Origin of the sequence: Pseudomonas sp. PSPC2-3 (genome assembly GCF_049898265.1) — a bacterium.
GTDB lineage: Bacteria > Pseudomonadota > Gammaproteobacteria > Pseudomonadales > Pseudomonadaceae > Aquipseudomonas > Aquipseudomonas veronii.
On sequence record NZ_JAFCXJ010000001.1, the window covers coordinates 207,609 to 227,894 of the forward strand.

Consider the following 20,286-nt stretch of genomic DNA (forward strand, 5'->3'; position numbering starts at 1 on the left):
TCAGCGGCCTCCCACGACAGGTGTCGGTGTGATCAGCGGTTCTTCATCGGGCAGCGGTTCGCCCTTGTGCGTGCGGCTGATCAACGCGATGGTGCAACCACACACCACCACCGAACCAATCGCCGCGAGCACCGCGACGGGGCCGCCGTGCAGAGCGGTGACCACATTTTGTTGCGCGGCCATCGCCACCACCACGGGGATGTACATCGCGCCCCAGAAGCCGACGCCCATTTCGCAATCCTTGGTCATGCCGCCGCGTTTGTGCATCCACAGCCGTGCGCAGATCAGCAGGATCATCGCGATGCCCACCCCGCCCACGTTGGATTTGACGCCGAGCAACACGCCAAGCATGTCGCCCATGATCACGCCCGCGAGCGTGCAGATCGCCAGCAATGCCACACCGTAAATAATCATTGTTGTTGTCCTCAAAGTGCTCGATCGATTTTTTGTTGTTGTGCTTCGAAAGCCTTGGGTGGTGCTTTATCGGTGGCGGCGCTCCTCCTCTTCCAGCAGGGCCTGCAAGGTGTCCAGGCGCGCACCTTCGCAGGCGATCACCGTGCCGTGTTCGAACACGCGGCGTGACAAGCCGGTGAGAACGGCACCGGGGGGCAGTTCGATCTGCAGGCGCACGCCGCGCTCATAGGCGCTTTGCACGGTGCCGCGCCAGTCGACGACGCGGCACATGTTGAAGGCCAGGTCGTCGCGCAATTGCGCAGGGTCGCGGATCGGCCGCGCCCGGGTGCTGCTCAAGTAGCTGATGCGCGGAGCCTTGAGCGTGACGAACGCTTCAGCCAGCACCTGGGCCGGGCGCTCCAGCAGCGCGCAATGGGACGGCACGCTGACGGCCAGGCGCCTGGCGATGCCGTTGCCTTTGACGCGCTGGGCGACACGCTGCATCGCTTCATCGCTGCCGGCGATCACCGTCTGGTTGTCGGCGTTGATATTGGCCAGGTACACCGGGGTTTCGGGACTATGGATGTCGGCCAGCAGGGTTTCGACAGTGGATAAATCCGGGCCGATCAGGGCGGTCATGCCGTAGCCCTGTGGATAAGCCTGCTGCATCAGTTCGCCACGCAGGCTGACCAGCCGGACGGCGTCGGCAAAGTCCAGGGCACCGGCAATCACCGCCGCCGGGTAAGCGCCGATGGACAAACCCGCCACATAATCCGGCGTGCGCGCCAACAGGCGCGCATGGGCCACACCCGCAATCAACAGACACAACTGCACAGCGCGGGTACTGACCAAGGCCCGCGCAGAGTCGAGTTGGCGAACGTCTTCAGCCAAGGCCTCGCTGGCTTCGTCCAGCACCGACGCGGGCAAATGCCGAAGCATGCCAGGGCGTTGCGCGCCCTGCCCCGGAAACACCAGCAGGCTGCTCATATCAGCGCCTGCCAGGGATCGATGACCAGGTGCGCGCCGCTGGCGGTTTTGAGTAATACGCGACGTGACGAGCCGGCCCATTCGCGCAAGGCGACGGCGCCAAACGGGGTTTGCAGTTGCAGGTCCACGGCGCAGACCGCCGTGTCCAGGATCGCCAGCAAGTCCCCGGCGTCGCGTCGCCCCAGCGGCTCGGGGGTGTGCAGGATCAAATCCAGATCGCTGGCGTCATGCAGCGCTTCGATGCCCGTGGCCAATTCAAAACCCGCACTGCCGCTGACGCCCCAATCCTTCTGCGCCAGCAGCGGCCGCAGTTGAGCCAGCGCCTGCAATGCCGGCAAATCCCGTGGCGATGTCACCTCGCGCAGGGCTTGCGGCGTCACGCGCCGCCGTACCAGCGCCAGCGGCATCTGCGCGGCGAAACGCTGCTCGCGCAAACGCCCGCGCACGCCGACCGCCACCTGGCCCGGTTGCGCAATGGCGCGGCGGACCACCACCGGCTGCCCGGCACCGAGCGCCTCCAGCACCCAGGCCGGCGCATCGGCAGGCACATGCGCCGGGGTCATGCCCCAGAGCAGGTCGTGGGCGTTCACCATTGCGCCCGCAGCAGTTGGCGCACATGGCTGGAGGCGGCGCGATGGGGCGCACCCAGGCGACCGCTCAAATCACGGCCATCGACATCCTTGATCGCACTGACCAGGCAATCGCTGACCCGCGCCACATCGTCCTTCGTCGGCTGTTCAATCTGGCTGACCGACAAGGTCTCCCAGAGCAAACCGAGGCTGGCATAGCTGTCGATGTCATAGGCCATCGGCGGCACGCTGGCGGCCAGGGCTTCGAGCTCTTCGACGCTGCGCAGGGTCACCCGCGCCGCCGAGGCCTTGCCCATGGCGTGAACCATCACGCCGGGGTCGCGCAGGGCGATCAGGCGGTTGGCCTGGTAGCCGTGGGCGAGGAACGCGCCGGACATGGCCTTGCCCACCAACAACCCGATCACCGGGTGCCCGGCCAGACGGGCGCGAGCGTAGCTGTCGACCGCGGCGGCCAGGGCTTGATGGATGCCGAGGGCTTCTTCGCGACGGCCATAGGCCTGGCTCGGCACATCGACGATGGCGATCAATGGGCGCTGGTCGCCGGTCGCAATGGCTTCATCCACGGCTTTGGCCAACCCAAAGCCTTCGAGCAGGCCGACTTCGCCATTGCGTGCGCGAGGGAAGCGGTTTTGCGCGTCAGGGACCACGGCGATAAAGCGCACCTTGTGTTCACCCAATACGCCATCGGCGACTTTCAGCGAGTCCGGCAACCCTTCCACGGGTTGGGCGCCGGCACTCAACGCGTTGAACCACTGCAAGCCTCTCATGAGCGTTCTCCCTGATACAGATCGCGAACCGTCGCCGGGTCGATTTGCGGTTCGGCGTCCAGTTCAGCCAGGCGCGCCAGATAGAAGTCGGCGCGGCGACTGCGTTGTTGAGCGGGCAAGCCGAGCTGCAATAGCGCGCTGACGGTCTGCTGAATCTGCGCGACATCGTCCGCCACGTAACGGTCGGCCAAGCCGCTGTTGAAGCGTTGTTCGCCACCGGTCAGGCTCCAGATAAAGGGCCGGTCGCGGGAATCGTATTCATCCAGGCCGGCTTCCTGCTCGATCACCTGCGGACCGTTCAAGCCCAGGCGCGCTTCGCGGGTCACCAGCAGATAGCTGCACAGCCCGGCGGCGATGGACATCCCGCCAAAGCAACCGACGCTGCCCGCCACCACGCCGATCACCGGCTGATACTGGCGCAGATCGACAATCGCGGCGTGGATATCGGCAATCGCCGCCAGGCCCAGGTTGGCTTCCTGCAGGCGCACGCCACCGGTTTCCAGCAGCAGCACGGCGCGGGTCGGGATGCCGTTGCGGTTGTCTTCGGCCGCCAGTTCAAGGGCTCCGGCGATTTTTGCGCCGCCGACCTCACCGAGGCTGCCGCCCTGAAAGTTGCCTTCGATCGCGGCGATCACCACCGGCTTGCCAGCGATGTTGCCTTTGGCGATCACCACACCGTCGTCGGCCTGGGCCACCACGCCCTGACGGCTGAGCCAGGGCGACATGACCCGTTCGAACGGGTCGATCAGTTCACGGTAAGAACCTGCGTCCAACAAGGCCTTGGCCCGCTGCCGTGCGCCCAGTTCGACGAAGCTGTGTTTGCTGAGCAAGTCAGTCATGGCCGATCTCCTCGAAGCCTTGTTCCAGGCGCAGGCGCACCACGCCGGGCGTGGCACCGAAGTCGTGGATATCAATGTTCAACGCGGGCGGCGTGTGCTCCTGGAAGATCCGCTCGAACAGGTGCTGCCAGCGCTGTTCGGCGCCATTCACCGAGGTCTGTACCTGAATGCTCAGGATGCCGGGCGTGCCCGGTTCCAGCAGCACTTCGAGGTCGCCCGAACCGACACACCCCACCAGCGCGCGACCTTTGGGCGGCTGCCCGGCGGGAAATTCAAAGGATAAGGTTTCCATCAAAACGCTCCATCGAGGCGGTCGATAAACAGGCAGGCGGCCAACAGGTCGGCGGCGCCGCCGGGGGAGGCATTCAGGGCCAACAGCTGTTGGTCGAGTTCGTGCAAATGGCGGCGACCGGCCAGGGTCGCGCTGCCGCCTGCGTCGAGCACCGCTTGGGCGCCGTGTTGCATGGCGTGCAGGCCCGCAGTGCCGGCGCGGTAGAGCACGCAGGTGTCGGCCAGGGCGGTCATGATCGCGAGCAACGCATCCAGGCGCGCGTTCTGTTCACCGGCCTGTTGCTGGCGGCTTTTGTGCAGTTGCGGCAGGCCGCGTTGCAGCACCGAGGGGAAACCCAGTTGGGCTTCCTCACGGGCACCGCGTGCGCCGTAGCGTTGCGCCACCTGCGCGCCATGGCTCATGGGTTGCGGGGCATGGAGATCATCGAGCAGGGCCAGTTTTGCCGCTGTCAGGGTTACGGCATTCGGGTGAAGGGATTGGGATTCCAGTGCCGCAGCCGCGGTGAGTAAGCCGAGGGCCCAGATCGCACCGCGATGGGTGTTCACGCCGAGGGTGGTGACGAGCATCGTCTGTTCACCCTCACGACCGATGCGGCCGAGGGCTTCGCGCAGGGGCAAGCCGACTTCACCGATGTCGCGGGCGGCTTCGGCCATTGCCAGGAACATCGGCCACAGCGACAGCGCCGAGGCATGCATCAGGCCCAGGTGCAAATCGCGGTGGGCGCCGTTGCCACGACGGTCCACCAGGGCCGGTTTGGGCGACAGGTCGGCTTCGTCGATCAGGGCGTCGACGGCCAGGTCCGCCAGGCGTTCGGCAACGCTGAGTGGGTGCAGTTTGAGGGCGCGCATTTACCAGCTCCTGAACTTGGCGGGAGGGTTGTACAAACCGCCGGACCACTCCACCAAGTCGGCCACGCTCTTGGCGGCCAACAACTCACGGGTGGCGTCGGTGCGGCGGATGCCGAGGTCTTCGGGCCAGGCGATCAGGCCCTCACGGCGCATGCGCGCGGTGTCCTTGGGGTTATGGCGCATGCCGATGGCGGTCACCCCGGCGACGGCGGCGATCATCGCCTGGCGCTCTTCCAGGGAGCGCGCCTTGTACAGGTAGGCGATGCCTTCTTCGGTGAGCAAGTGGGTGACGTCGTCACCGTAGATCATGATCGGTGCCAGGGGCATGCCGCTTTTGCGCGCCACCTCCACCGCGTCTAGGGTGTTGACGAAGGTCGGTTTGCCGCCTTCCTGGAACGTCTCGACCATTTGCACCACGAGCTTTTTGCCGCGCTCCAAGAGTGCTTCGGGAGCATCCTCGTGACGCATGTCGAGCCAGGCCGGGGTGCCATGGCGGCGGCCACGCGGGTCGTGGCCCATGTTCGGTGCGCCGCCGAAACCGGCGAGGCGCCCGCGGGTGACCGTGGAGGAATGCCCGTCGCCGTCGACTTGCAGGGTGGCGCCGATAAACAGGTCCACCGCGTATTGGCCGGCCAGTTGGCAGAACATGCGGTTGGAGCGCATGGAACCGTCGCGGCCGGTGAAAAACACATCCGGGCGGGCGGCGATGTAGTGTTCCATGCCCAGTTCAGTGCCAAAGCAATGCACGCTTTCGACCCAGCCGCTTTCAATGGCGGGGATCAGCGTGGGGTGCGGGTTGAGGGTCCAGTTGCGGCAGATCTTGCCCTTCAGGCCCAGGGATTCGCCGTAGGTGGGCAGGATCAATTCGATGGCGGCGGTATTGAAGCCGATGCCGTGGTTGAGCGACTGCACGTTGTGTTTTTCGTAGATGCCGCGGATCGCCATCATCGCCATCAGCACATGCACCGGCTTGATGTGGCGCGGGTCACGGGTGAACAGCGGTTCGATGTAGAACGGCTTGTCGGCCACCACCACGAAGTCGACCCAACTGGCCGGGATGTCGACGCGGGGCAAGTCGGTGACGTCATCCACCAACTGATTGACCTGCACGATGACAATGCCATCGCTGAACGCTGCCGGCTCGATCAGCGCCGGGGTGTCTTCGGTACTCGCGCCGGTGTAGATATTACCGGCGCGGTCGGCCATGAAGCCGGCCGAGAGCACCACATTGGGGATCAGGTCCACCACCAGCCGGGCGTAGAGTTCGATGTAGGTGTGGATCGCGCCGATTTCCAGCAGGCCATCTTCCAGCAACTGGCTGATGCGCAGGGATTGGGTGCCGGCGAAAGAGAAGTCGAGCTTGCGCGCGATGCCCTTTTCAAACAGGTCCAGGTGCTCGGACCGGCCGACACTGGGCATGATCATGTGCAAATCGTGGAGCTTGGCCGGGTCAGCCTTGGCCAGGGAGCGCGAGAGGAAATCCGCCTGCTTCTGGTTATTGCCCTCCAGCACCACGCGGTCGCCGGGGAGGATCAGGGCTTCGAGGGCCTCAACGATTTTGTCGCTGGGCAGCACGGCCCCATCCGCATACTGCTTGACCAGCCCGAGCCGCCGCTGCTTCTCGTCGCGCCGCCGCGTCCAGCGCGAGTCGGGGGTAATTATTGTTGTCATGGTCGCTCCACGGGTTTGCTGTCGTGGGCTGTACCTTAGGAGTGATTCAGAGGGGCATCAATCAAGCTGGGCGGCGGATCGTTACGGCTGGAGTAATGAATCAGCGACAGACACGGGGTTAAGCCTAATGGGGAGCAACATGCCCCCCAAAACAACCCACGGCGCTACTCGAAGCGAGGTAAATGCGGAACCACCGTCGGCTTTTGCGCACTCACCCATGCGTCGAACCCTCCGGTGATCGATGTTACGTGCGGGTAGCCCATATCAAGCAGCGATACAGCCGCGAGTGCTGCACGCCCCCCCGTTTTGCAGTACAGCACGACCTTAAGGTCTCGCGAACTGAGTGCGGTATCGTTGGACAGTTTAAATTCCAGCATTCCGCGCGAGGCATGCACAGCGCCCAAGATATGACCTGCGGCATACTCGTCGGCTTCACGTACATCAATAAGTACATCCGCATTCTGGATAGCCAGGTCAACGTCTTCGATGGCAACTTCTTCGATACGGGCTTTAGCGTCTACTACAAGATCGTGGGCAGTTTTAATCATGGTATTTGGGAAGCGTCCAGTTGGGAGAGTTAACCGACGTTCAAAGCGGCGCCGCAACACCTGCGCGGCTGCCATCGGTATTAATCATGTGGTCGGCCATTTCGGAAAACATACGTTGCAGCTTCGCATTCAGGACTGCGTCATCCACCTGCTCGTTGATTGCCTGACGCATGCACAGCATCCATTCGTCGCGCTCGACAATACTGACTGCAAAGGGCGCATGTCGCATGCGCAAACGCGGGTGGCCACGTTCCTGTTGAAACAGTGGCGGGCCGCCAAGCCAGCCACTCAGGAACTTGAATAGACTGTCGGCGCTGCCGGCAAGACTCGGCGGGTGCATCTGGCGCACTCTTCGCGCCTCGCACAGCACCTCCATCAATTCGTAAAAGCGGTCGACCAGTTTATGGATACCCACCTCTCCCCCTAACTGGAGATAAGTACTGGTGTTGTTCTTATGCACGGTACTCAATAGTTCAGTCATATCGTCAGCACTCAATGTTGGAACTTTATCCCGCCCGCAAGCACATGCGTCACACAGCACTGCCATTGGCAGATGACGTCGCCGTCGTTTATCGCAACGGGCCATGACCAGGCAGTTAGCACGCGCCATGCCAAGAGCGGAAATGTGTTTTTTATTGATTGATAACAAATACTTAACTATTCGAGCACGAAGATGGCAGATGCGTTGGCAGTCACATCTTCTGCCAATCGGCTATGACGGCAGTGGTTGGCAGTCAGGGTGCGGGCGAGCGCCTACGACTTGTGGCAGGCCGAGCATTGGGAGCAGCGGATTGATTGAGCTCTGAAGACGAGCGCTAACCTGTGTGGGAGGGGGCTCGCCCCCGATGGCAGTGGCTCAGTTACAGATACTGAGACTGACACACCGCCATCGGGGGCAAGCCCCCTCCCACATTTGTTCGGTGATGTCTTTTAAATAGCGGTCCCCAAAAGGGAGTGATCAGTCGCTGTTTGGGAACGTTTCAAGATGCTGGAGAAGGGCTGACTTGATCCCGCGCTCTGTCGACCAGCAACTGCCCCAAAGCCGCCATTTGCTGGATTCCGAGCATGATTGCGCGCTGCGAGCGACACGTTCATGCAGGGCGCAAAATATTGCAGGAAGAATCCGAACGCTGACTCATCACAACTCCATCACCACCTTGACCGCTCCAAGACCTTCGAGGGCGTAGCTGTTGTACTCATACACGCCCCCCTGAATATCCAACCGAAGCACGCCCTCATGCTCACTTACTTGCACATCGGGTTCTTTGGTTTTCAGAAATGGATGAGCCGACACCAACCCTGTGAGTATTTCCTGATCACTCCCCAGGTCCTTATGAACGTAGTACCTGTAGGAAAAGCCCACCGTCGCACCACCCTGCCCATCCCGCGCGCCGTAGATTGAGGTGCCGTTGCCCAAGGAATGTTTCAACACCACCTCATCCAGATCCGGTGTCCCGGGCGACATGACCCAACTGCCCGCGATATAAATCAGGCAGACCACTAACAGGCAGTTACGCAGGATCGGTATGAAGCCTTCAGTGGCCTTGAGAAATCGCATACTCAATACCTCTCCTTATCCAATATTGATCTCGCGGGTCATCACCAAAAGGATCACCTCCCCACCATGATCCAAAATCCGGATGGGTGGTTTTTGCGATGGTCTGAGCAACACCAACGGCGCGCAGCAACACGTGCTCAGGAATGCCCAACACCGTACCAGTTGCACCGTAATTGAAGTTACCAAAAGCCTCGTATTGGCGCCCTCGCTTCTTGTAGTTCCATGGCCCGGCAGCTCTGACCTGAGAATAAAACCAGGAGTAGGCGAACGCCGAGCCTGACTGGAGATGAACACGCTTGCATTTGGCTATTGCCATATTTTCTAGAAGTGAAACACCAGGCGGCATTAACGGTACGGCCATGTGCCGGTCCTTGTTGGCAGTGAGGGGTGCTGAAATTAGCATCCCACTCAGGCCAGAAAACCTGCCCAATCAAAGTAAAGAAATTGCCTACATAAACAACATCCCATTCCGACAGAGGCTCACCCCGATGGCAGTGGCTCAGTTACAGATACTGAGACTGACACACCGCCATCGGGGGCAAGCCCCCTCCCACATTTGTTCGGTGGTGTCTTTTAAATGGCGGTCCCCAAAAGGGAGTCCCATTCAGGCCAGAAAACCTGTCCAATCCAGGCAAAGAACTTGCCTACATAAACAACATTCAATTCTGACATCAGTGCGCTCAACGCCAACCTGTGTGGGAGCAAGCCCCTCCCACATCGGGATCATCGCAAGGCTTATGTTCAGGCCAGGCCGGATTCAACCAGCAGGGCTTCTAACCCCATCAAATCCGGCACTTTTGCCACATGCTCCCCCACCTGCACCGCCGCCAGTTCCAGCGGGCACAGCGGCACATCCACGTAGCTCAACTGGCTATCGAGTTTGTACGAGCGGGGAATCCCCTGGATCACCATCGCAATGAACTTCAATGACGGCCGCCCGCCCAGGGCGTTCAGCACGACGATGCGCGAGCGCTCGCCGGTCACGCTGGCTTCACCGCAGGCCGCTTCGAAGCTGATCAGCGGCAATTGCCGGTCGCGCCAGGTCACTTGCCGCAGGTACCAGGGCGGTGCGTCGCTGGCCGGTTCGCCGCGCTGGAAGTCGATCAGTTCAGCGATGGCGACATTGGGCAGCACCAGGTGGCGGTCGGCCAGGGGCAGGAGCAGGCCGGTGAGTTGGCTGGTGCGGTGGTCAAGCATGGGACTTGCTCCAATAGGCGATGCTTTCCAGCAGCACCGACTCCTGATACGGCTTGCCGAGGTAGTCGTTGACGCCGATGGCCATGGCGCGGTCGCGGTGCTTCTGGCCGGTGCGGGAGGTGATCATGATGATCGGCAAGCGCATCAGCCGTGGGTCGTTGCGCACCTGGATGGCCACTTCGAAACCGTCCATGCGCGGCATTTCGATGTCCAGCAGCATCAGGTCCGGGGTGTGTTCTTCCAGCACGGCCATGGCGTCGATGCCGTCCTTGGCGGTGAGGACGTTCATGCCGTTGCGCTCGAGCAGGCGGCTGGTGACTTTGCGCACGGTGACCGAGTCGTCCACCACCAGCACCAGCAGCGGGCGCTTTTTCAGCGGCGCGTTGAGCAGCAGCGGGACATCCACCACCTGCGCCGGCAAGGCCGGTTGCCGGGCGCGGATGTGGGCGAGCAGGTCGATGATCAAGACCACGCGGCCATCGCCGAGAATGGTCGCCCCGGAGAGCCCCTTCACCCCGGCAAACTGCGGCCCCAGGCCCTTGACCACGATTTCCCGGCTCCCCGCCATGCTGTCCACCTGCACCGCCACGTGCCGTTCGTTGTACTGCACCAACAGCACGGGAAGCGGTTGGTACTGGCCCAGCAGTTTCGGGCGGGCGACCGTGTGCAGCAGGTCGCCGAGGTAAAACAGCTCATAGCGCTGGCCGGCGTATTCATAACGCGGCGGGTCCAGTTGATAGTGCCCTTCCAGCTCATGGGGCAACACGCGCACCAGGCCTTCGATGGTGTTGAGCGGCATCGCGTATTGATCGTCCGCACACTGCACCATCAGCGCACGGTTGACCGACACGGTGAACGGCAGGCGAATACGAAAATGCACGCCCGCCCCCGGTATCGAATCGATAAACATCGAGCCGCCAAGCTGGCGCACTTCTTCATGCACCACGTCCATGCCCACGCCGCGCCCGGAAATCTGGGTAATCTTTTCCGCGGTGGAGAACCCCGGCTGCAGGATGAACTGCAACACGTCATGGTCGCTGATCTCTTGATCAGCGGCGAGCAGGCCGCGCTTGATCGCCTTGCGCCGTACCGCATCGAGAGACACGCCGGCACCGTCGTCGCGCAGGTCGAAGACGATATCGCCGCCTTCGTGGGTCAGGTCCAGGGTGACGCGGCCCTTCTCGGGCTTGCCGGCCAGCAGCCGCGCCTCGCGGGACTCCAGGCCGTGATCGACGGCGTTGCGCAGCATATGTTCCAGCGGCGCGACCATGCGTTCCAGCACGTTGCGGTCCATCTCGCCCTCGGCATTGCCGACCACGAATTCCACGTCCTTGCCCAACTCCTGCGCGACCTGGCGCACGATGCGCTTGAGGCGCGGCAGCATGCGTTCAAAGGGCACCATGCGCGTTCGCATCAGGCCTTCTTGCAATTCGGTGTTGATGCGCGCCTGTTGCTGCAACAGGTCGTGGGCATCCTGGTTGCGGCGTTCGAGGGTTTCCTTGAGGTCGAGCAAGTCGGAGGCAGACTCGAACAACGCCCGGGACAGTTGCTGCAACTGTGAATGACGGTCCATTTCCAGCGGGTCGAATTCGTCATAGTCCAAGCGCTCGGCTTCGGCCTGCTGACGGCTGAAGAGGCGGCCCTGGGTTTCGCTGTCGAGCCGACGCAGTTGGTCGCGCATGCGCTCGAGGGTGGTTTCCACCTCGTTGAGGGCAACCTGCGCGTCGTTGACCTGCTGTTCGATTCGGCCACGGAAGATCGAAGTTTCACCGGCCAGGTTGACTAGGTCGTCCAGCAGGTCGGCGGAGATTTTCACCATGTCGGCCGTCGGTTCGACAGCCGCTTCGGCCTTGCCCGTCACCAACGCCACCGCCGCCACCGGCTCATCGCTGGGGTGGACCAGGCTCTTGATGCGCTCAATGAGTTTGTCCACCGAGCCCACCGGCAAGCCCGCCGCCACCGCATCGATCATCTGCGCCAGGCGGTCGTGACAACCTTGCAGCAAGGCGAACAACTCAGAGGACGCCACGAGCAAACCGGAGGACAAGCCTTCGTAGAGAAACTCCAGCTCATGGGCCAAGTCGCCGATCGGGCCGATCTCGACCATGCGCGCACCGCCCTTGAGGGTGTGCAGGTCGCGCAGCAGGGTTTCGACTTCCTGGCGGTTATGGGGCTCAGCCTGCCAGCGCAGCAACGCCGCGCCCGAGCTGTCGAGAATGTCGGCAGCTTCTTCGAGGAAGATATCCAGCAATTCAGGGTCGATGCCCAAGGTATGCGCGGCCGCGGCCGGCGCTGCGGGCGGGCCGCTGTGGCGCAACGCCCGGACTTTGGCGATCAACTCACTGGAATCGCTCAGCGCCTGATGCTCTTGCAACTGGTCCAACTGCAACGCCAAGTGCTCATGACTGGACATCAGTACCTGGGACAGCTCGCCGGAATAGCTGTAGCGGCGGTCCGCCAGGCCTTCGTAAAGGCCTTCCAGCTCGTAGGCAAGGTCGCCGACCGGCCCGATTTCGGCCATGCGCGCGCCGCCCTTGAGGGTGTGCATATCGCGCTGCAACGAGGTCAACGGCGCTACGCCCTCGGGTTCCAGCAACCAGCGCTTGAGGGATTGCCCGGCGCTGTCGAGGATATCCACGGCTTCTTCGAGGAAGATCTCGACGATCTCATCATCTACCACCGCGTGCCGATCCAGGCGGGCCGTCGCGGCGCCCAGTTCGGAGATGCTCAGCGCACGGCTGCCGTCGCTTTTGATCAGGCCGGTGGCGGACGGATCGAGGGCGCCATCCAGCAGCTCGCGCAAGGCTTGCATGCGCGTCGGGGCCGGGCTGATTTCCTGGCCGGCGGCCAGTTCGTCGAGCATGTTGATCAGCGCTTCGTGGGCCTGTTCGGCCTCCTGGAAAAACCGCTCGCTGACCGCCAGGCTGCTTTCTTCCACGGCGCCGTAAAGGTCGAGCAGGGCTTCGCACAGTTCGTCGATGGCGTGCAGGTCGGCGAGGTGCGCGCCCTGCCCCAGGGTGGTCAATTCATCCAGCAGCGCAGTCAGTTCCTGGCGTTCGCCGGGGTGTTGTTGCCAGCGGCGCAGCAGGCTTTCGGCGTCGAGCAGGATGTCCATGCCCTGGGCCAGGAAGTTGTTGATCAACTGCGGATCACGCTTGATCCGCAGCCCGGTGCTCGGCGCTTCGAGCTGGGCTTGAAGCTGCTGATCGAGCAGGCTTTGGGTGCGACCGATCAGGTCGGCGGCCCCTTGGATCGGCATCAGCGGGTCGCCGTTCAACTGGCGCAAGCCCCGTTGGAACAGGCCCTCGGCCTCCAGCAGCAGTTCCACTTCATCCAGGTCCAACGGCAGGCGGTGGGCCTTGTACTCGCGGGTCAGGTGATCGAGCGGGCGCGCCAGTTCGGCGATCGGCAGCACGCCGGCCATGTAGGCGCTGCCTTTGAGGGTGTGCAAGGCGCGTTGCAGCTCATCGCTGACTTGCAGCGGCACATGCTCGGCGGCCTGGCGCAGGAAATGGTTGAGGCTGTCGAGGTGGCTCTGGACTTCGTTGCGGAAGATCTCCAGCAGCATCGGGTCATGGGGTTCGGCAGCCGCCACAGCAGTGCCGCTGGCCAACGCGTGGGCGCGCGCGGCCAGGGCATCGACCGCGTCCCGCTGGCGCTGGGCACCGGCGGCGAAGTCGGCGATCAGTTCCGGCAGCAGGGCCACTGCTTCATCCAGCACCTGTTGCACCTCGGGGCCGGCGGCCACGCTGCGCTCCAGCACGCGGTTGAGCAGGTTCTCGACGGCCCAGGCCAGTTCCGCCAGCACCAGGGCCCGCACCATGCGGCCGCTGCCTTTGAGGGTGTGGAAGGCTCGGCGCATTTCGCCGAGGGCGGTTTTATCGACGCCGCTCGGTAGATGGTGGTGCAGCACCTCGAGGACTTCGGCGGTCTCTTCGAGGAACACTTCACGCAGTTCGTCGTCGATCGGCTCTTCACCGGCCGGCGGTGGCAGCAGGCTGCCGGGGCGTTGCAGGGCGGGCGGGTTCAAGCGCGAAGCGGGATTGGCCAGCGCGTCGAACTGGGACTGGCTCGGCGTGCTCTCGCTCGACAGCGCGCCATCCGGCGCCACCAGCGCCTGGCGCCAGGGCTTTTCGGCAGGCAGGTAACCCAGCGCGGCCAGGCCCCGGGTGGCCAGCTCCAGCACCCGTTCGCCAGCGGCGTCGGGGTCTTGGAGCATGCGTTCCAGGTAATACTCCAGGCCGCTGATCACGTCGGCGAAATGCTCCAACTGCTCTGCGGACGGCACTGCGTCGTTGATCATCAGTTGTTCATCGACGTAATCGGTGCAACCGCGCATCAGGCTCGCTGCGCGTGGCAGTGGAATCATCGCCAGGGCGCCGCGCACCTGGCTCAACAGCTCCGGCAGGGACTCCAGGCGCTGGCGCTCCCACTGGGCGTCGATGCAGTCGATCACCAGCTCTTTGGCTTGCTTGAGGCACTGGCAGGACTCGCGGATCACCAACTGATGAATCTGCGTCAGGTCGGTGGTGGGCAGGCGGCTTTCTTCGCGGTTTTCCGGCTCGACCGTGCCCGCCATCCCGGCCAGCGTGGCTTCGACGTAGAGCAACGCGCCGGCGACATCCATCAGCACCGCATCGTTGGGTTCGCGCTGGCCCTGGGCCAGGCTCAACACCACCGCAAGCTGGTCGATGATGACTTTGCGCGGCTGGCCAAAGCCCAGCACCGCGAGGGTATCGGCGATTTGCCGCAGCGGCGCCAACAGCGCATCGAGGTCGCTGGTGTGTTGACGGTCGCTGCGCACGAACAGGTCGAGGCGTTCCTTGACCCGCACCAGCTCCTCGCACAACGCGCCGAGCACCGAGCCCATCGCATTGCGGTCCGGCCCGGCCAGGCGCGCCCGTTCGGCATCGACCACGGCGCTGTCGGGCAAGGCTTCATCGAGGCCGTAGCGTTCTTTCAGGCTTTGCATGCGCGGCGTTGGCCGGGTGACTTTGGCGACGTAGAACAGCAGGCTCTTGAGCAGTTCATCTGGCGCCGGCTGGTTGATGCCGCCAATGCCCTGGACGAGCAGGCGCTTGAGTTGCTTGTCGCTGGCCTTGAGCAGGCTGCGCAGCGCCGGGCTGTTGGCGATCACGCCGGTCAACATGCCCTCGACCAGCGCCGAGGTGACTTGCCACAGCGGCAACAGCGGCGCGCCCTGGCACAGCGCTTCGAGGCGGGCGAAGACCCGCGCCATGTCTTCCAGGTTGCTCGGGCCGTGATCTTCGCGCAGCAACCCGGCCAGGGCTTGTTGCAGCAGCAAGTGCCACTGGCGCACCTGCTCGTTCAGGTCCGGCGGCGCGCGTTGCGCCAGCGTTTCTTCGGACAACGGCGCAATCGACAGCAGTTGCGGGCTGAACAGGCTGGTTTCGGACAACAGGCTTTCGCCGCGCGCACTGCGCAGGTCGTTGAGCAGCGGCAACACCACCAGCGGCAAGTCGCGGCGCGCGCTGTGGATGCGGTCCAGGTACAGCGGCAATTGGCCGAGGGCTTGTTGTAGCAGGCGGATGCTTTCATCGCGCTGGCTGACGCGCCCGGCCTGCAGGGCCAGAGCCAGGGCTTCGATTTCTTCGGCGAGCAGCGCCGCGCCGTAGAACTCGACCATTTGCAAAGCGCCATGCACTTGATGGATGCACGCCAGGCAGTCGCCGAGGGTGTCGTTGTCGGTGGTTTCGACAAACGCGTCCAGCGCCGAACGGGCCTGTTTCAGGGTTTCGGCAATGTCGCCCTTGACCCATTCGAGGGCCACGTAGTCGTGCCGATCAACCATAACTGCTCCGCTTAGAATTCATGAGTTGCTGGTGTTCTTGAAACAAAGAGCGAGATCACATGTGGAGGGGGCTTGCTCCCGATGACGGTGTATCAGTCACCTGATTCATTGACTGACCCACTGCCATCGGGAGCAAGCTCCCTCCCACATTTGGATTGCATTTCAATCATCAGCCTGCTTAGCAGCCGGGAGGGTGAAGCCCGATACTGAGCGGCGCAGCTGGCTGGCCATTTTCGCCAGGTTGCCGATGCTCTCGGCGGTGGCAGTCGAGCCCGATGAGGTCTGGCTGGTGATCTGCTGGATGACGTTCATAGTCAGCGAGATCTGCCCCGCCGACGACGTCTGTTGCTGCGCCGCGTTGGAAATACTCTGGATCAGCGCCGCCAGGGTTTTCGACACGCCTTCGATCTCTTCCAGCGCCACCCCGGCGTCCTGGGCCAGCCGTGCGCCACGCACCACTTCAGTGGTGGTCTGTTCCATCGAGATGACGGCTTCGTTGGTGTCGGCCTGGATCGCCCGCACCAGGGTTTCGATCTGCCGCGTGGCCGCCGAGGAGCGCTCGGCCAGGCGTTGCACTTCATCGGCAACCACCGCGAAGCCGCGCCCGGCATCCCCGGCCATGCTTGCCTGGATCGCGGCGTTGAGCGCAAGAATGTTGGTCTGGTCGGCGATGTCATCGATCAGGCTGACAATGTCGCCGATCTCCTGGGACGACTCGCCTAGGCGCTTGATGCGCTTGGCGGTGTCCTGGATCTGCTCGCGAATGTTGTCCATGCCGTGGATGGTGTTGTGCACCACTTCATTGCCCTTGTTGGCGATTTCCACCGAGCGCTCGGCCACCGCCGAGGATTCAGCGGCGTTCGCCGACACCTGATCGATCGACTGGGCCATCTGCTTGATCGCGGTGGAGGCCTCGGCGATCTGCTGGGCCTGATGCTCCGAGGCCTGCGCCAGGTGCATCGCGGTGGCCTGGGTGTCCTGCACCGCGCCGGCGACCTGGCCGGCGGTGAGGTTGATGGTAGCGACAAGGTCGCGCAGTTGGTCCACGGAATAGTTGATGGAGTCGGCGATGGTGCCGGTGAAGTCTTCAGTCACCGAGGCCGTCACGGTGAGGTCGCCGTCGGCCAGGTCTTCGATTTCATCCAGCAGGCGCATGATCGCGTTCTGGTTGCGCTCGTTCTTCTCGGCGGTTTCCCGCAGTTGCTGGTTGGTGGCGCGGACCATCACCAGGCCGATCAGGATGATCGAGGCCAGCGCCAGCAAGCCCAGCACATAGCCGCCGATCGTGTCGAAGCTGCGCCCGCCGGCGAGGTTTTCAAAGCCGGTGGCCAGGTGCGAGGCTTCATCGAGCAGGGTTTGCGAGAGGTTGAAAATATTGCTCGCCGAGGCCCGGACCTGGAACAGTTGCGGCGAGGTTTCGAGGATCTCGTCCACGGAGCCGGAGACAAACTCGAACAGTTCGGCGATTTCCGCCAGGCGCGCCCGTGCGTCGTGGTCCTCGACCTGGGTGATGCGCAGCCCGGGGTTGCCCTGGAGCATGCCGGTGAGCACCTGGCCGAAGCGGTTGGCATCGCGGCCAAAGGCATCGGCGGCCTGCGCGGCGGTTTCGTCACCGGCCAGCACGGTGTTGACCGCCCCCAGGATCCGCTCGGCCAGCAGCGACTGGCGCTGGGCCAAGGCCACCTGGCTGGCCGGGGCGCCGCGTTGCAGCAGGATATCCACGACCTTTTCCGATTCCATCTGCAGTTGCGGCACGGTTTCGGCCAGGGTTGCGGCAACTTGATGCAACGACAGCACGGTCTGTTCGCTGGCGAGGATCGCGTCGGTGTTTTTCAGCAGCGCTTCCCAATCGGTCTGCACCGCCCGCATCTCTGCACGTACCGCACTGGGCGCGGCGGGCAGGCCGGTGTCCGGGTCGCCCTTTTTCAGGTAACCCCAGCGCCGGGCAAAGTCATTGCGCGCTTCCGCCAGCAACTTGAACGCCGCGGCCTTGCCGGCGGCGGCTTCGGTGGCGTTCTTGGCGATACGCTGGGACAGCACCCGCAACTCGCCGGCGTGGCCGATGTACTGCTTGTCGTAGGTGGACTGGGTGTTGAGGTACGCGAAGTTGGCGAACAGCAACATGATGAACACGATCAGCGCAATAAACAGCACGATGATCTGCGAGCGGCTGCGTGAGCCTGCCTGGGGTTTGGGCGTGGTAGCGGTGGTCATGCGGCAACATCCATGAAGCCAGGGGCCTGGGCCAGAGCGAAGGGGCTGAAGACCTGCCACTGCTGATCAGCGTCGAACCGGCCACTGATAAAGGGCACGCCGGGGGTGGCGCTGGGCAACAAGGCGTCTTGTGCGAAATGCTGCATACCCACCACCTCGTCCACCAGCAGCCCGATAAATATGTCCTGGTATTCCACGACCAATACCCGCCGCTGCTTGTCTGCCTTGGACAGCGCATGGCCGAGGAACCCGCCGAGATCCATCACCGGCAGCAGGCGCCCACGCAGGTTAGCGACTCCTCTGATCCAGGTCTTGACCCCGGGCATTAAAGTGCAGCGCGGCTCATGCAGCACTTCGGCGACTTCGCGCATGGGCGCGACAAACCACTGTTCGCCCACGCGAAAGCCGATCCCGCTCCAGCCTTGCAGGCGGGTTTCCTGGGACGGCAGGTCAGCGGCCAGCAGGCGACAGCGGCGGTCGATGTCCAGCAGCAGCTCGAAGGCGGTTAGCGACTCGGTCATGATGGCGTGCCGTCAGCGGGCCAAGACCTTGTTCAGGGTGGCGATCAGCGTGGCTTCGTCCACCGGCTTGGTCAGGTAATCCTTGGCGCCCTGGCGCGCGCCCCAGATTTTGTCGGTTTCCTGGTCCTTGGTGGTGATGATGATGATCGGGATGCCATTGGTTTCCCGCTCCTTGGACAGCTGGCGGGTGGCCTGGAAGCCATTGAGGCCCGGCATCACGATGTCCATCAAGACCGCGTCGGGCTTTTCCTGGCGGGCCAGGGCCACGCCGTCGGCACCGTTTTCCGCTTTCAAGACCTGATGACCGTGCTTTTCCAGCATGCCGGTCAGTTTGTACATTTCGGTCGGCGAATCGTCGACGATCAGAACACGTGCCATGGTTTTCCCCACTACATTGGAAGACGCACGCCCTTGTGAGGTTGCGTCAGTGTGCTTGTTCTACTGCGGCGAAACCCGGCACGTAGGCCTTGATCGCGCCCAGCAGTTCTTCCTTGCTGAAAGGCTTGGTCAAAAACTGATCGACACCGACGATACGCCCCTTGGCCTTGTCGAACAGGCCGTCCTTGGAAGACAGCATGATCACCGGGATCGACTTGAACGCCGGGTTGTTCTTCACCAGGGCGCACGTCTGATAGCCATCCAGGCGCGGCATCATGATGTCGACAAAGATAATGTGCGGGTGATGATCCACAATCCGGGCCAGGGCATCGAAACCATCGATGGCCGTGATGACATCGCAGCCCACGTTCTTCAACAGGGTTTCGGCGGTGCGGCGGATCGTTTTCGAATCGTCGATCACCATCACTCTCAAGGCGTTGGAATGCTGTTCCATATCTGCTCTACCATCGCCACAGCGAATCGGTTTTCGGTGTGTACGGCCTGATACTGCCCAGGATGAGCGTCACAAGCCTTGGAATTCAGGGGCTGCTGCGCCGTGGCAGTCTTTTTAGCACAGTCTCGTGGAGCAATCTATCGAGCGACCCGCCAGGTGGTTTTTCCTTGACCCACAACAGTCGCAGCGCCACTCTGACGCCACTTTTATGCGCCCTAATTTGCTAGAGGAAATCCCCCATGAGCGTTCGCGTCGGCATTGTCATGGACCCTATCGCCAGCATTTCCTATAAAAAGGACAGCTCGCTGGCCATGCTCCTGGCCGCCCAGGCCCGCGGCTGGAGCCTGTTCTATATGGAACAGCGCGACCTTTACCAGGGCGGCGGCGAGGCGCGTGCGCGGATGCGTCCGCTCGAGGTGTTCGCCAACCCTGAAAAGTGGTTCGAGCTGCAAGACGAAATCGACAGCCCCCTGAGCGACCTGGACGTGATCCTGATGCGCAAGGACCCGCCGTTCGACATGGAATTCGTCTACTCCACCTACCTGCTGGAGCAAGCCGAGCGCGCCGGCGTGCTGATCGTCAACAAGCCGCAGAGCCTGCGCGACTGCAATGAGAAGCTGTTCGCCACGCTGTTCCCGCACTGCACGCCGCCGACCGTGGTCAGCCGCCGCGCCGATGTGCTGCGAGAATTCGCCGCCAAGCACGGCGATGTGATCCTCAAACCGCTGGACGGCATGGGCGGCACCTCGATCTTCCGCCACCGCGCCGGCGACCCGAACCTGTCGGTGATCCTCGAAACCCTGACCGCCCTGGGCACCCAGCAGATCATGGGCCAGGCTTATCTGCCGGCGATCAAGGACGGCGACAAGCGCATCCTGATGATCGACGGCGAACCGGTGGACTATTGCCTGGCACGCATCCCGGCAGCCGGCGAGACCCGCGGCAACCTGGCGGCCGGCGGTCGTGGCGAAGCCCGGCCTTTGTCGGACAAGGACCGCTGGATTGCTTCCCAGGTCGGCCCGACCCTGCGGGAAAAAGGTTTGCTGTTCGTAGGCCTCGACGTAATTGGTGAACACCTCACCGAAATCAACGTCACCAGCCCGACCTGTATTCGCGAGATCGACAATGCATTTGGCACGAACATCGGCGAAATGCTGATGGCCGCGATTGAGCGCAAGCTACAAGCCAAGTGACATAGAACAGCCGGACACCCGCCA

At 63.1% G+C, this 20,286-nt stretch carries 19 protein-coding genes and 1 pseudogene; 1 reads left to right on the forward strand and 19 read right to left on the reverse strand.

Going from position 1 to position 20,286, the window contains the following annotated elements; genetic code table 11:
• From madL to pilG, 19 genes and pseudogenes are all read right to left on the reverse strand, one after another.
• Positions 1–414: a malonate transporter subunit MadL gene (gene madL, locus ACP7E3_RS00925; RefSeq protein ID WP_017844982.1), complete on the reverse strand. Its 414-nt coding sequence runs from the start codon at positions 412–414 to the stop codon at positions 1–3.
• 66 nt (positions 415–480) lie between these two features.
• Positions 481–1,380, reverse strand: coding sequence for a malonate decarboxylase subunit epsilon (gene mdcH, locus ACP7E3_RS00930; RefSeq protein WP_426122116.1), 900 nt, complete (start codon positions 1,378–1,380; stop codon positions 481–483).
• Complete coding sequence (locus ACP7E3_RS00935) at positions 1,377–1,973, reverse strand: malonate decarboxylase holo-ACP synthase (RefSeq protein ID WP_275958134.1); 597 nt, start codon at positions 1,971–1,973, stop codon at positions 1,377–1,379. The genes mdcH and ACP7E3_RS00935 overlap by 4 nt, the downstream gene beginning before the upstream one ends.
• Entirely contained in the window at positions 1,967–2,737 is a 771-nt protein-coding gene (gene mdcE, locus ACP7E3_RS00940) for a biotin-independent malonate decarboxylase subunit gamma (protein ID WP_232566077.1), read from the reverse strand. The genes ACP7E3_RS00935 and mdcE overlap by 7 nt, the downstream gene beginning before the upstream one ends.
• Positions 2,734–3,576, reverse strand: a complete 843-nt coding sequence (locus ACP7E3_RS00945) for a biotin-independent malonate decarboxylase subunit beta (protein ID WP_426122117.1) — start codon at positions 3,574–3,576, stop codon at positions 2,734–2,736. The genes mdcE and ACP7E3_RS00945 overlap by 4 nt, the downstream gene beginning before the upstream one ends.
• On the reverse strand, positions 3,569–3,868 hold the full coding sequence (locus ACP7E3_RS00950) for a malonate decarboxylase subunit delta (RefSeq protein ID WP_046381769.1): 300 nt from the start codon (positions 3,866–3,868) through the stop codon (positions 3,569–3,571). The genes ACP7E3_RS00945 and ACP7E3_RS00950 overlap by 8 nt, the downstream gene beginning before the upstream one ends.
• Positions 3,868–4,716: a triphosphoribosyl-dephospho-CoA synthase gene (locus ACP7E3_RS00955; protein ID WP_426122118.1), complete on the reverse strand. Its 849-nt coding sequence runs from the start codon at positions 4,714–4,716 to the stop codon at positions 3,868–3,870. The genes ACP7E3_RS00950 and ACP7E3_RS00955 overlap by 1 nt, the downstream gene beginning before the upstream one ends.
• Entirely contained in the window at positions 4,717–6,387 is a 1,671-nt protein-coding gene (mdcA, locus tag ACP7E3_RS00960; RefSeq protein ID WP_046381767.1) for a malonate decarboxylase subunit alpha, read from the reverse strand. It lies immediately after the preceding gene.
• 164 nt (positions 6,388–6,551) lie between these two features.
• On the reverse strand, positions 6,552–6,932 hold the full coding sequence (locus ACP7E3_RS00965) for a rhodanese-like domain-containing protein (protein ID WP_426122328.1): 381 nt from the start codon (positions 6,930–6,932) through the stop codon (positions 6,552–6,554).
• Between the two features lie 43 nt (positions 6,933–6,975).
• A complete protein-coding gene (locus ACP7E3_RS00970) occupies positions 6,976–7,416 on the reverse strand; it encodes a group II truncated hemoglobin (RefSeq protein WP_126585143.1) in 441 nt (146 codons plus the stop codon).
• 499 nt (positions 7,417–7,915) lie between these two features.
• Positions 7,916–8,017, reverse strand: a pseudogene (locus ACP7E3_RS00975) (DUF6124 family protein); the annotation flags it as partial.
• 56 nt (positions 8,018–8,073) lie between these two features.
• A complete protein-coding gene (locus ACP7E3_RS00980) occupies positions 8,074–8,493 on the reverse strand; it encodes a hypothetical protein (RefSeq protein ID WP_046381766.1) in 420 nt (139 codons plus the stop codon).
• On the reverse strand, positions 8,471–8,854 hold the full coding sequence (locus ACP7E3_RS00985; protein WP_426122119.1) for a polymorphic toxin type 44 domain-containing protein: 384 nt from the start codon (positions 8,852–8,854) through the stop codon (positions 8,471–8,473). The genes ACP7E3_RS00980 and ACP7E3_RS00985 overlap by 23 nt, the downstream gene beginning before the upstream one ends.
• Positions 8,855–9,234: 380 nt before the next feature.
• A complete protein-coding gene (locus ACP7E3_RS00990; RefSeq protein WP_017844993.1) occupies positions 9,235–9,690 on the reverse strand; it encodes a chemotaxis protein CheW in 456 nt (151 codons plus the stop codon).
• A complete protein-coding gene (locus ACP7E3_RS00995; RefSeq protein WP_108524877.1) occupies positions 9,683–15,502 on the reverse strand; it encodes an Hpt domain-containing protein in 5,820 nt (1,939 codons plus the stop codon). The genes ACP7E3_RS00990 and ACP7E3_RS00995 overlap by 8 nt, the downstream gene beginning before the upstream one ends.
• Before the next feature lie 162 nt (positions 15,503–15,664).
• Positions 15,665–17,716 (reverse strand): methyl-accepting chemotaxis protein, encoded by a 2,052-nt coding sequence (locus tag ACP7E3_RS01000; RefSeq protein ID WP_046381764.1) that lies wholly within the window; start codon positions 17,714–17,716, stop codon positions 15,665–15,667.
• On the reverse strand, positions 17,713–18,237 hold the full coding sequence (locus ACP7E3_RS01005; protein WP_046381763.1) for a chemotaxis protein CheW: 525 nt from the start codon (positions 18,235–18,237) through the stop codon (positions 17,713–17,715). The genes ACP7E3_RS01000 and ACP7E3_RS01005 overlap by 4 nt, the downstream gene beginning before the upstream one ends.
• 12 nt (positions 18,238–18,249) lie before the next feature.
• A complete protein-coding gene (gene pilH / locus ACP7E3_RS01010) occupies positions 18,250–18,615 on the reverse strand; it encodes a twitching motility response regulator PilH (RefSeq protein WP_017844997.1) in 366 nt (121 codons plus the stop codon).
• A gap of 46 nt (positions 18,616–18,661) precedes the next feature.
• Complete coding sequence (gene pilG / locus ACP7E3_RS01015) at positions 18,662–19,069, reverse strand: twitching motility response regulator PilG (protein WP_010564379.1); 408 nt, start codon at positions 19,067–19,069, stop codon at positions 18,662–18,664.
• A 239-nt stretch (positions 19,070–19,308) separates the two neighbouring features.
• Between pilG and gshB the strand changes: the two genes are divergently transcribed.
• Positions 19,309–20,262 carry a glutathione synthase gene (gene gshB / locus ACP7E3_RS01020; protein ID WP_426122120.1) on the forward strand — a complete coding sequence of 318 codons (954 nt, stop codon included), beginning with the start codon at positions 19,309–19,311 and terminating at the stop codon, positions 20,260–20,262.
• Positions 20,263–20,286 lie beyond the last annotated feature (24 nt).

Excerpts from the sequence above, each read along its gene's own strand:
- madL (WP_017844982.1), bottom strand. The coding sequence starts at position 414 with ATGATTATTTACGGTGTGGCATTGCTGGCGATCTGCACGCTCGCGGGC.
- mdcH (WP_426122116.1), bottom strand. The coding sequence starts at position 1,380 with ATGAGCAGCCTGCTGGTGTTTCCGGGGCAGGGCGCGCAACGCCCTGGC.
- ACP7E3_RS00935 (WP_275958134.1), bottom strand. The coding sequence starts at position 1,973 with ATGGTGAACGCCCACGACCTGCTCTGGGGCATGACCCCGGCGCATGTG.
- mdcE (WP_232566077.1), bottom strand. The coding sequence starts at position 2,737 with ATGAGAGGCTTGCAGTGGTTCAACGCGTTGAGTGCCGGCGCCCAACCC.
- ACP7E3_RS00945 (WP_426122117.1), bottom strand. The coding sequence starts at position 3,576 with ATGACTGACTTGCTCAGCAAACACAGCTTCGTCGAACTGGGCGCACGG.
- ACP7E3_RS00950 (WP_046381769.1), bottom strand. The coding sequence starts at position 3,868 with ATGGAAACCTTATCCTTTGAATTTCCCGCCGGGCAGCCGCCCAAAGGT.
- ACP7E3_RS00955 (WP_426122118.1), bottom strand. The coding sequence starts at position 4,716 with ATGCGCGCCCTCAAACTGCACCCACTCAGCGTTGCCGAACGCCTGGCG.
- mdcA (WP_046381767.1), bottom strand. The coding sequence starts at position 6,387 with ATGACAACAATAATTACCCCCGACTCGCGCTGGACGCGGCGGCGCGAC.
- ACP7E3_RS00970 (WP_126585143.1), bottom strand. The coding sequence starts at position 7,416 with ATGACTGAACTATTGAGTACCGTGCATAAGAACAACACCAGTACTTAT.
- ACP7E3_RS00980 (WP_046381766.1), bottom strand. The coding sequence starts at position 8,493 with ATGCGATTTCTCAAGGCCACTGAAGGCTTCATACCGATCCTGCGTAAC.
- ACP7E3_RS00985 (WP_426122119.1), bottom strand. The coding sequence starts at position 8,854 with ATGGCCGTACCGTTAATGCCGCCTGGTGTTTCACTTCTAGAAAATATG.
- ACP7E3_RS00990 (WP_017844993.1), bottom strand. The coding sequence starts at position 9,690 with ATGCTTGACCACCGCACCAGCCAACTCACCGGCCTGCTCCTGCCCCTG.
- ACP7E3_RS00995 (WP_108524877.1), bottom strand. The coding sequence starts at position 15,502 with ATGGTTGATCGGCACGACTACGTGGCCCTCGAATGGGTCAAGGGCGAC.
- ACP7E3_RS01000 (WP_046381764.1), bottom strand. The coding sequence starts at position 17,716 with ATGACCACCGCTACCACGCCCAAACCCCAGGCAGGCTCACGCAGCCGC.
- ACP7E3_RS01005 (WP_046381763.1), bottom strand. The coding sequence starts at position 18,237 with ATGACCGAGTCGCTAACCGCCTTCGAGCTGCTGCTGGACATCGACCGC.
- pilH (WP_017844997.1), bottom strand. The coding sequence starts at position 18,615 with ATGGCACGTGTTCTGATCGTCGACGATTCGCCGACCGAAATGTACAAA.
- pilG (WP_010564379.1), bottom strand. The coding sequence starts at position 19,069 with ATGGAACAGCATTCCAACGCCTTGAGAGTGATGGTGATCGACGATTCG.
- gshB (WP_426122120.1), top strand. The coding sequence starts at position 19,309 with ATGAGCGTTCGCGTCGGCATTGTCATGGACCCTATCGCCAGCATTTCC.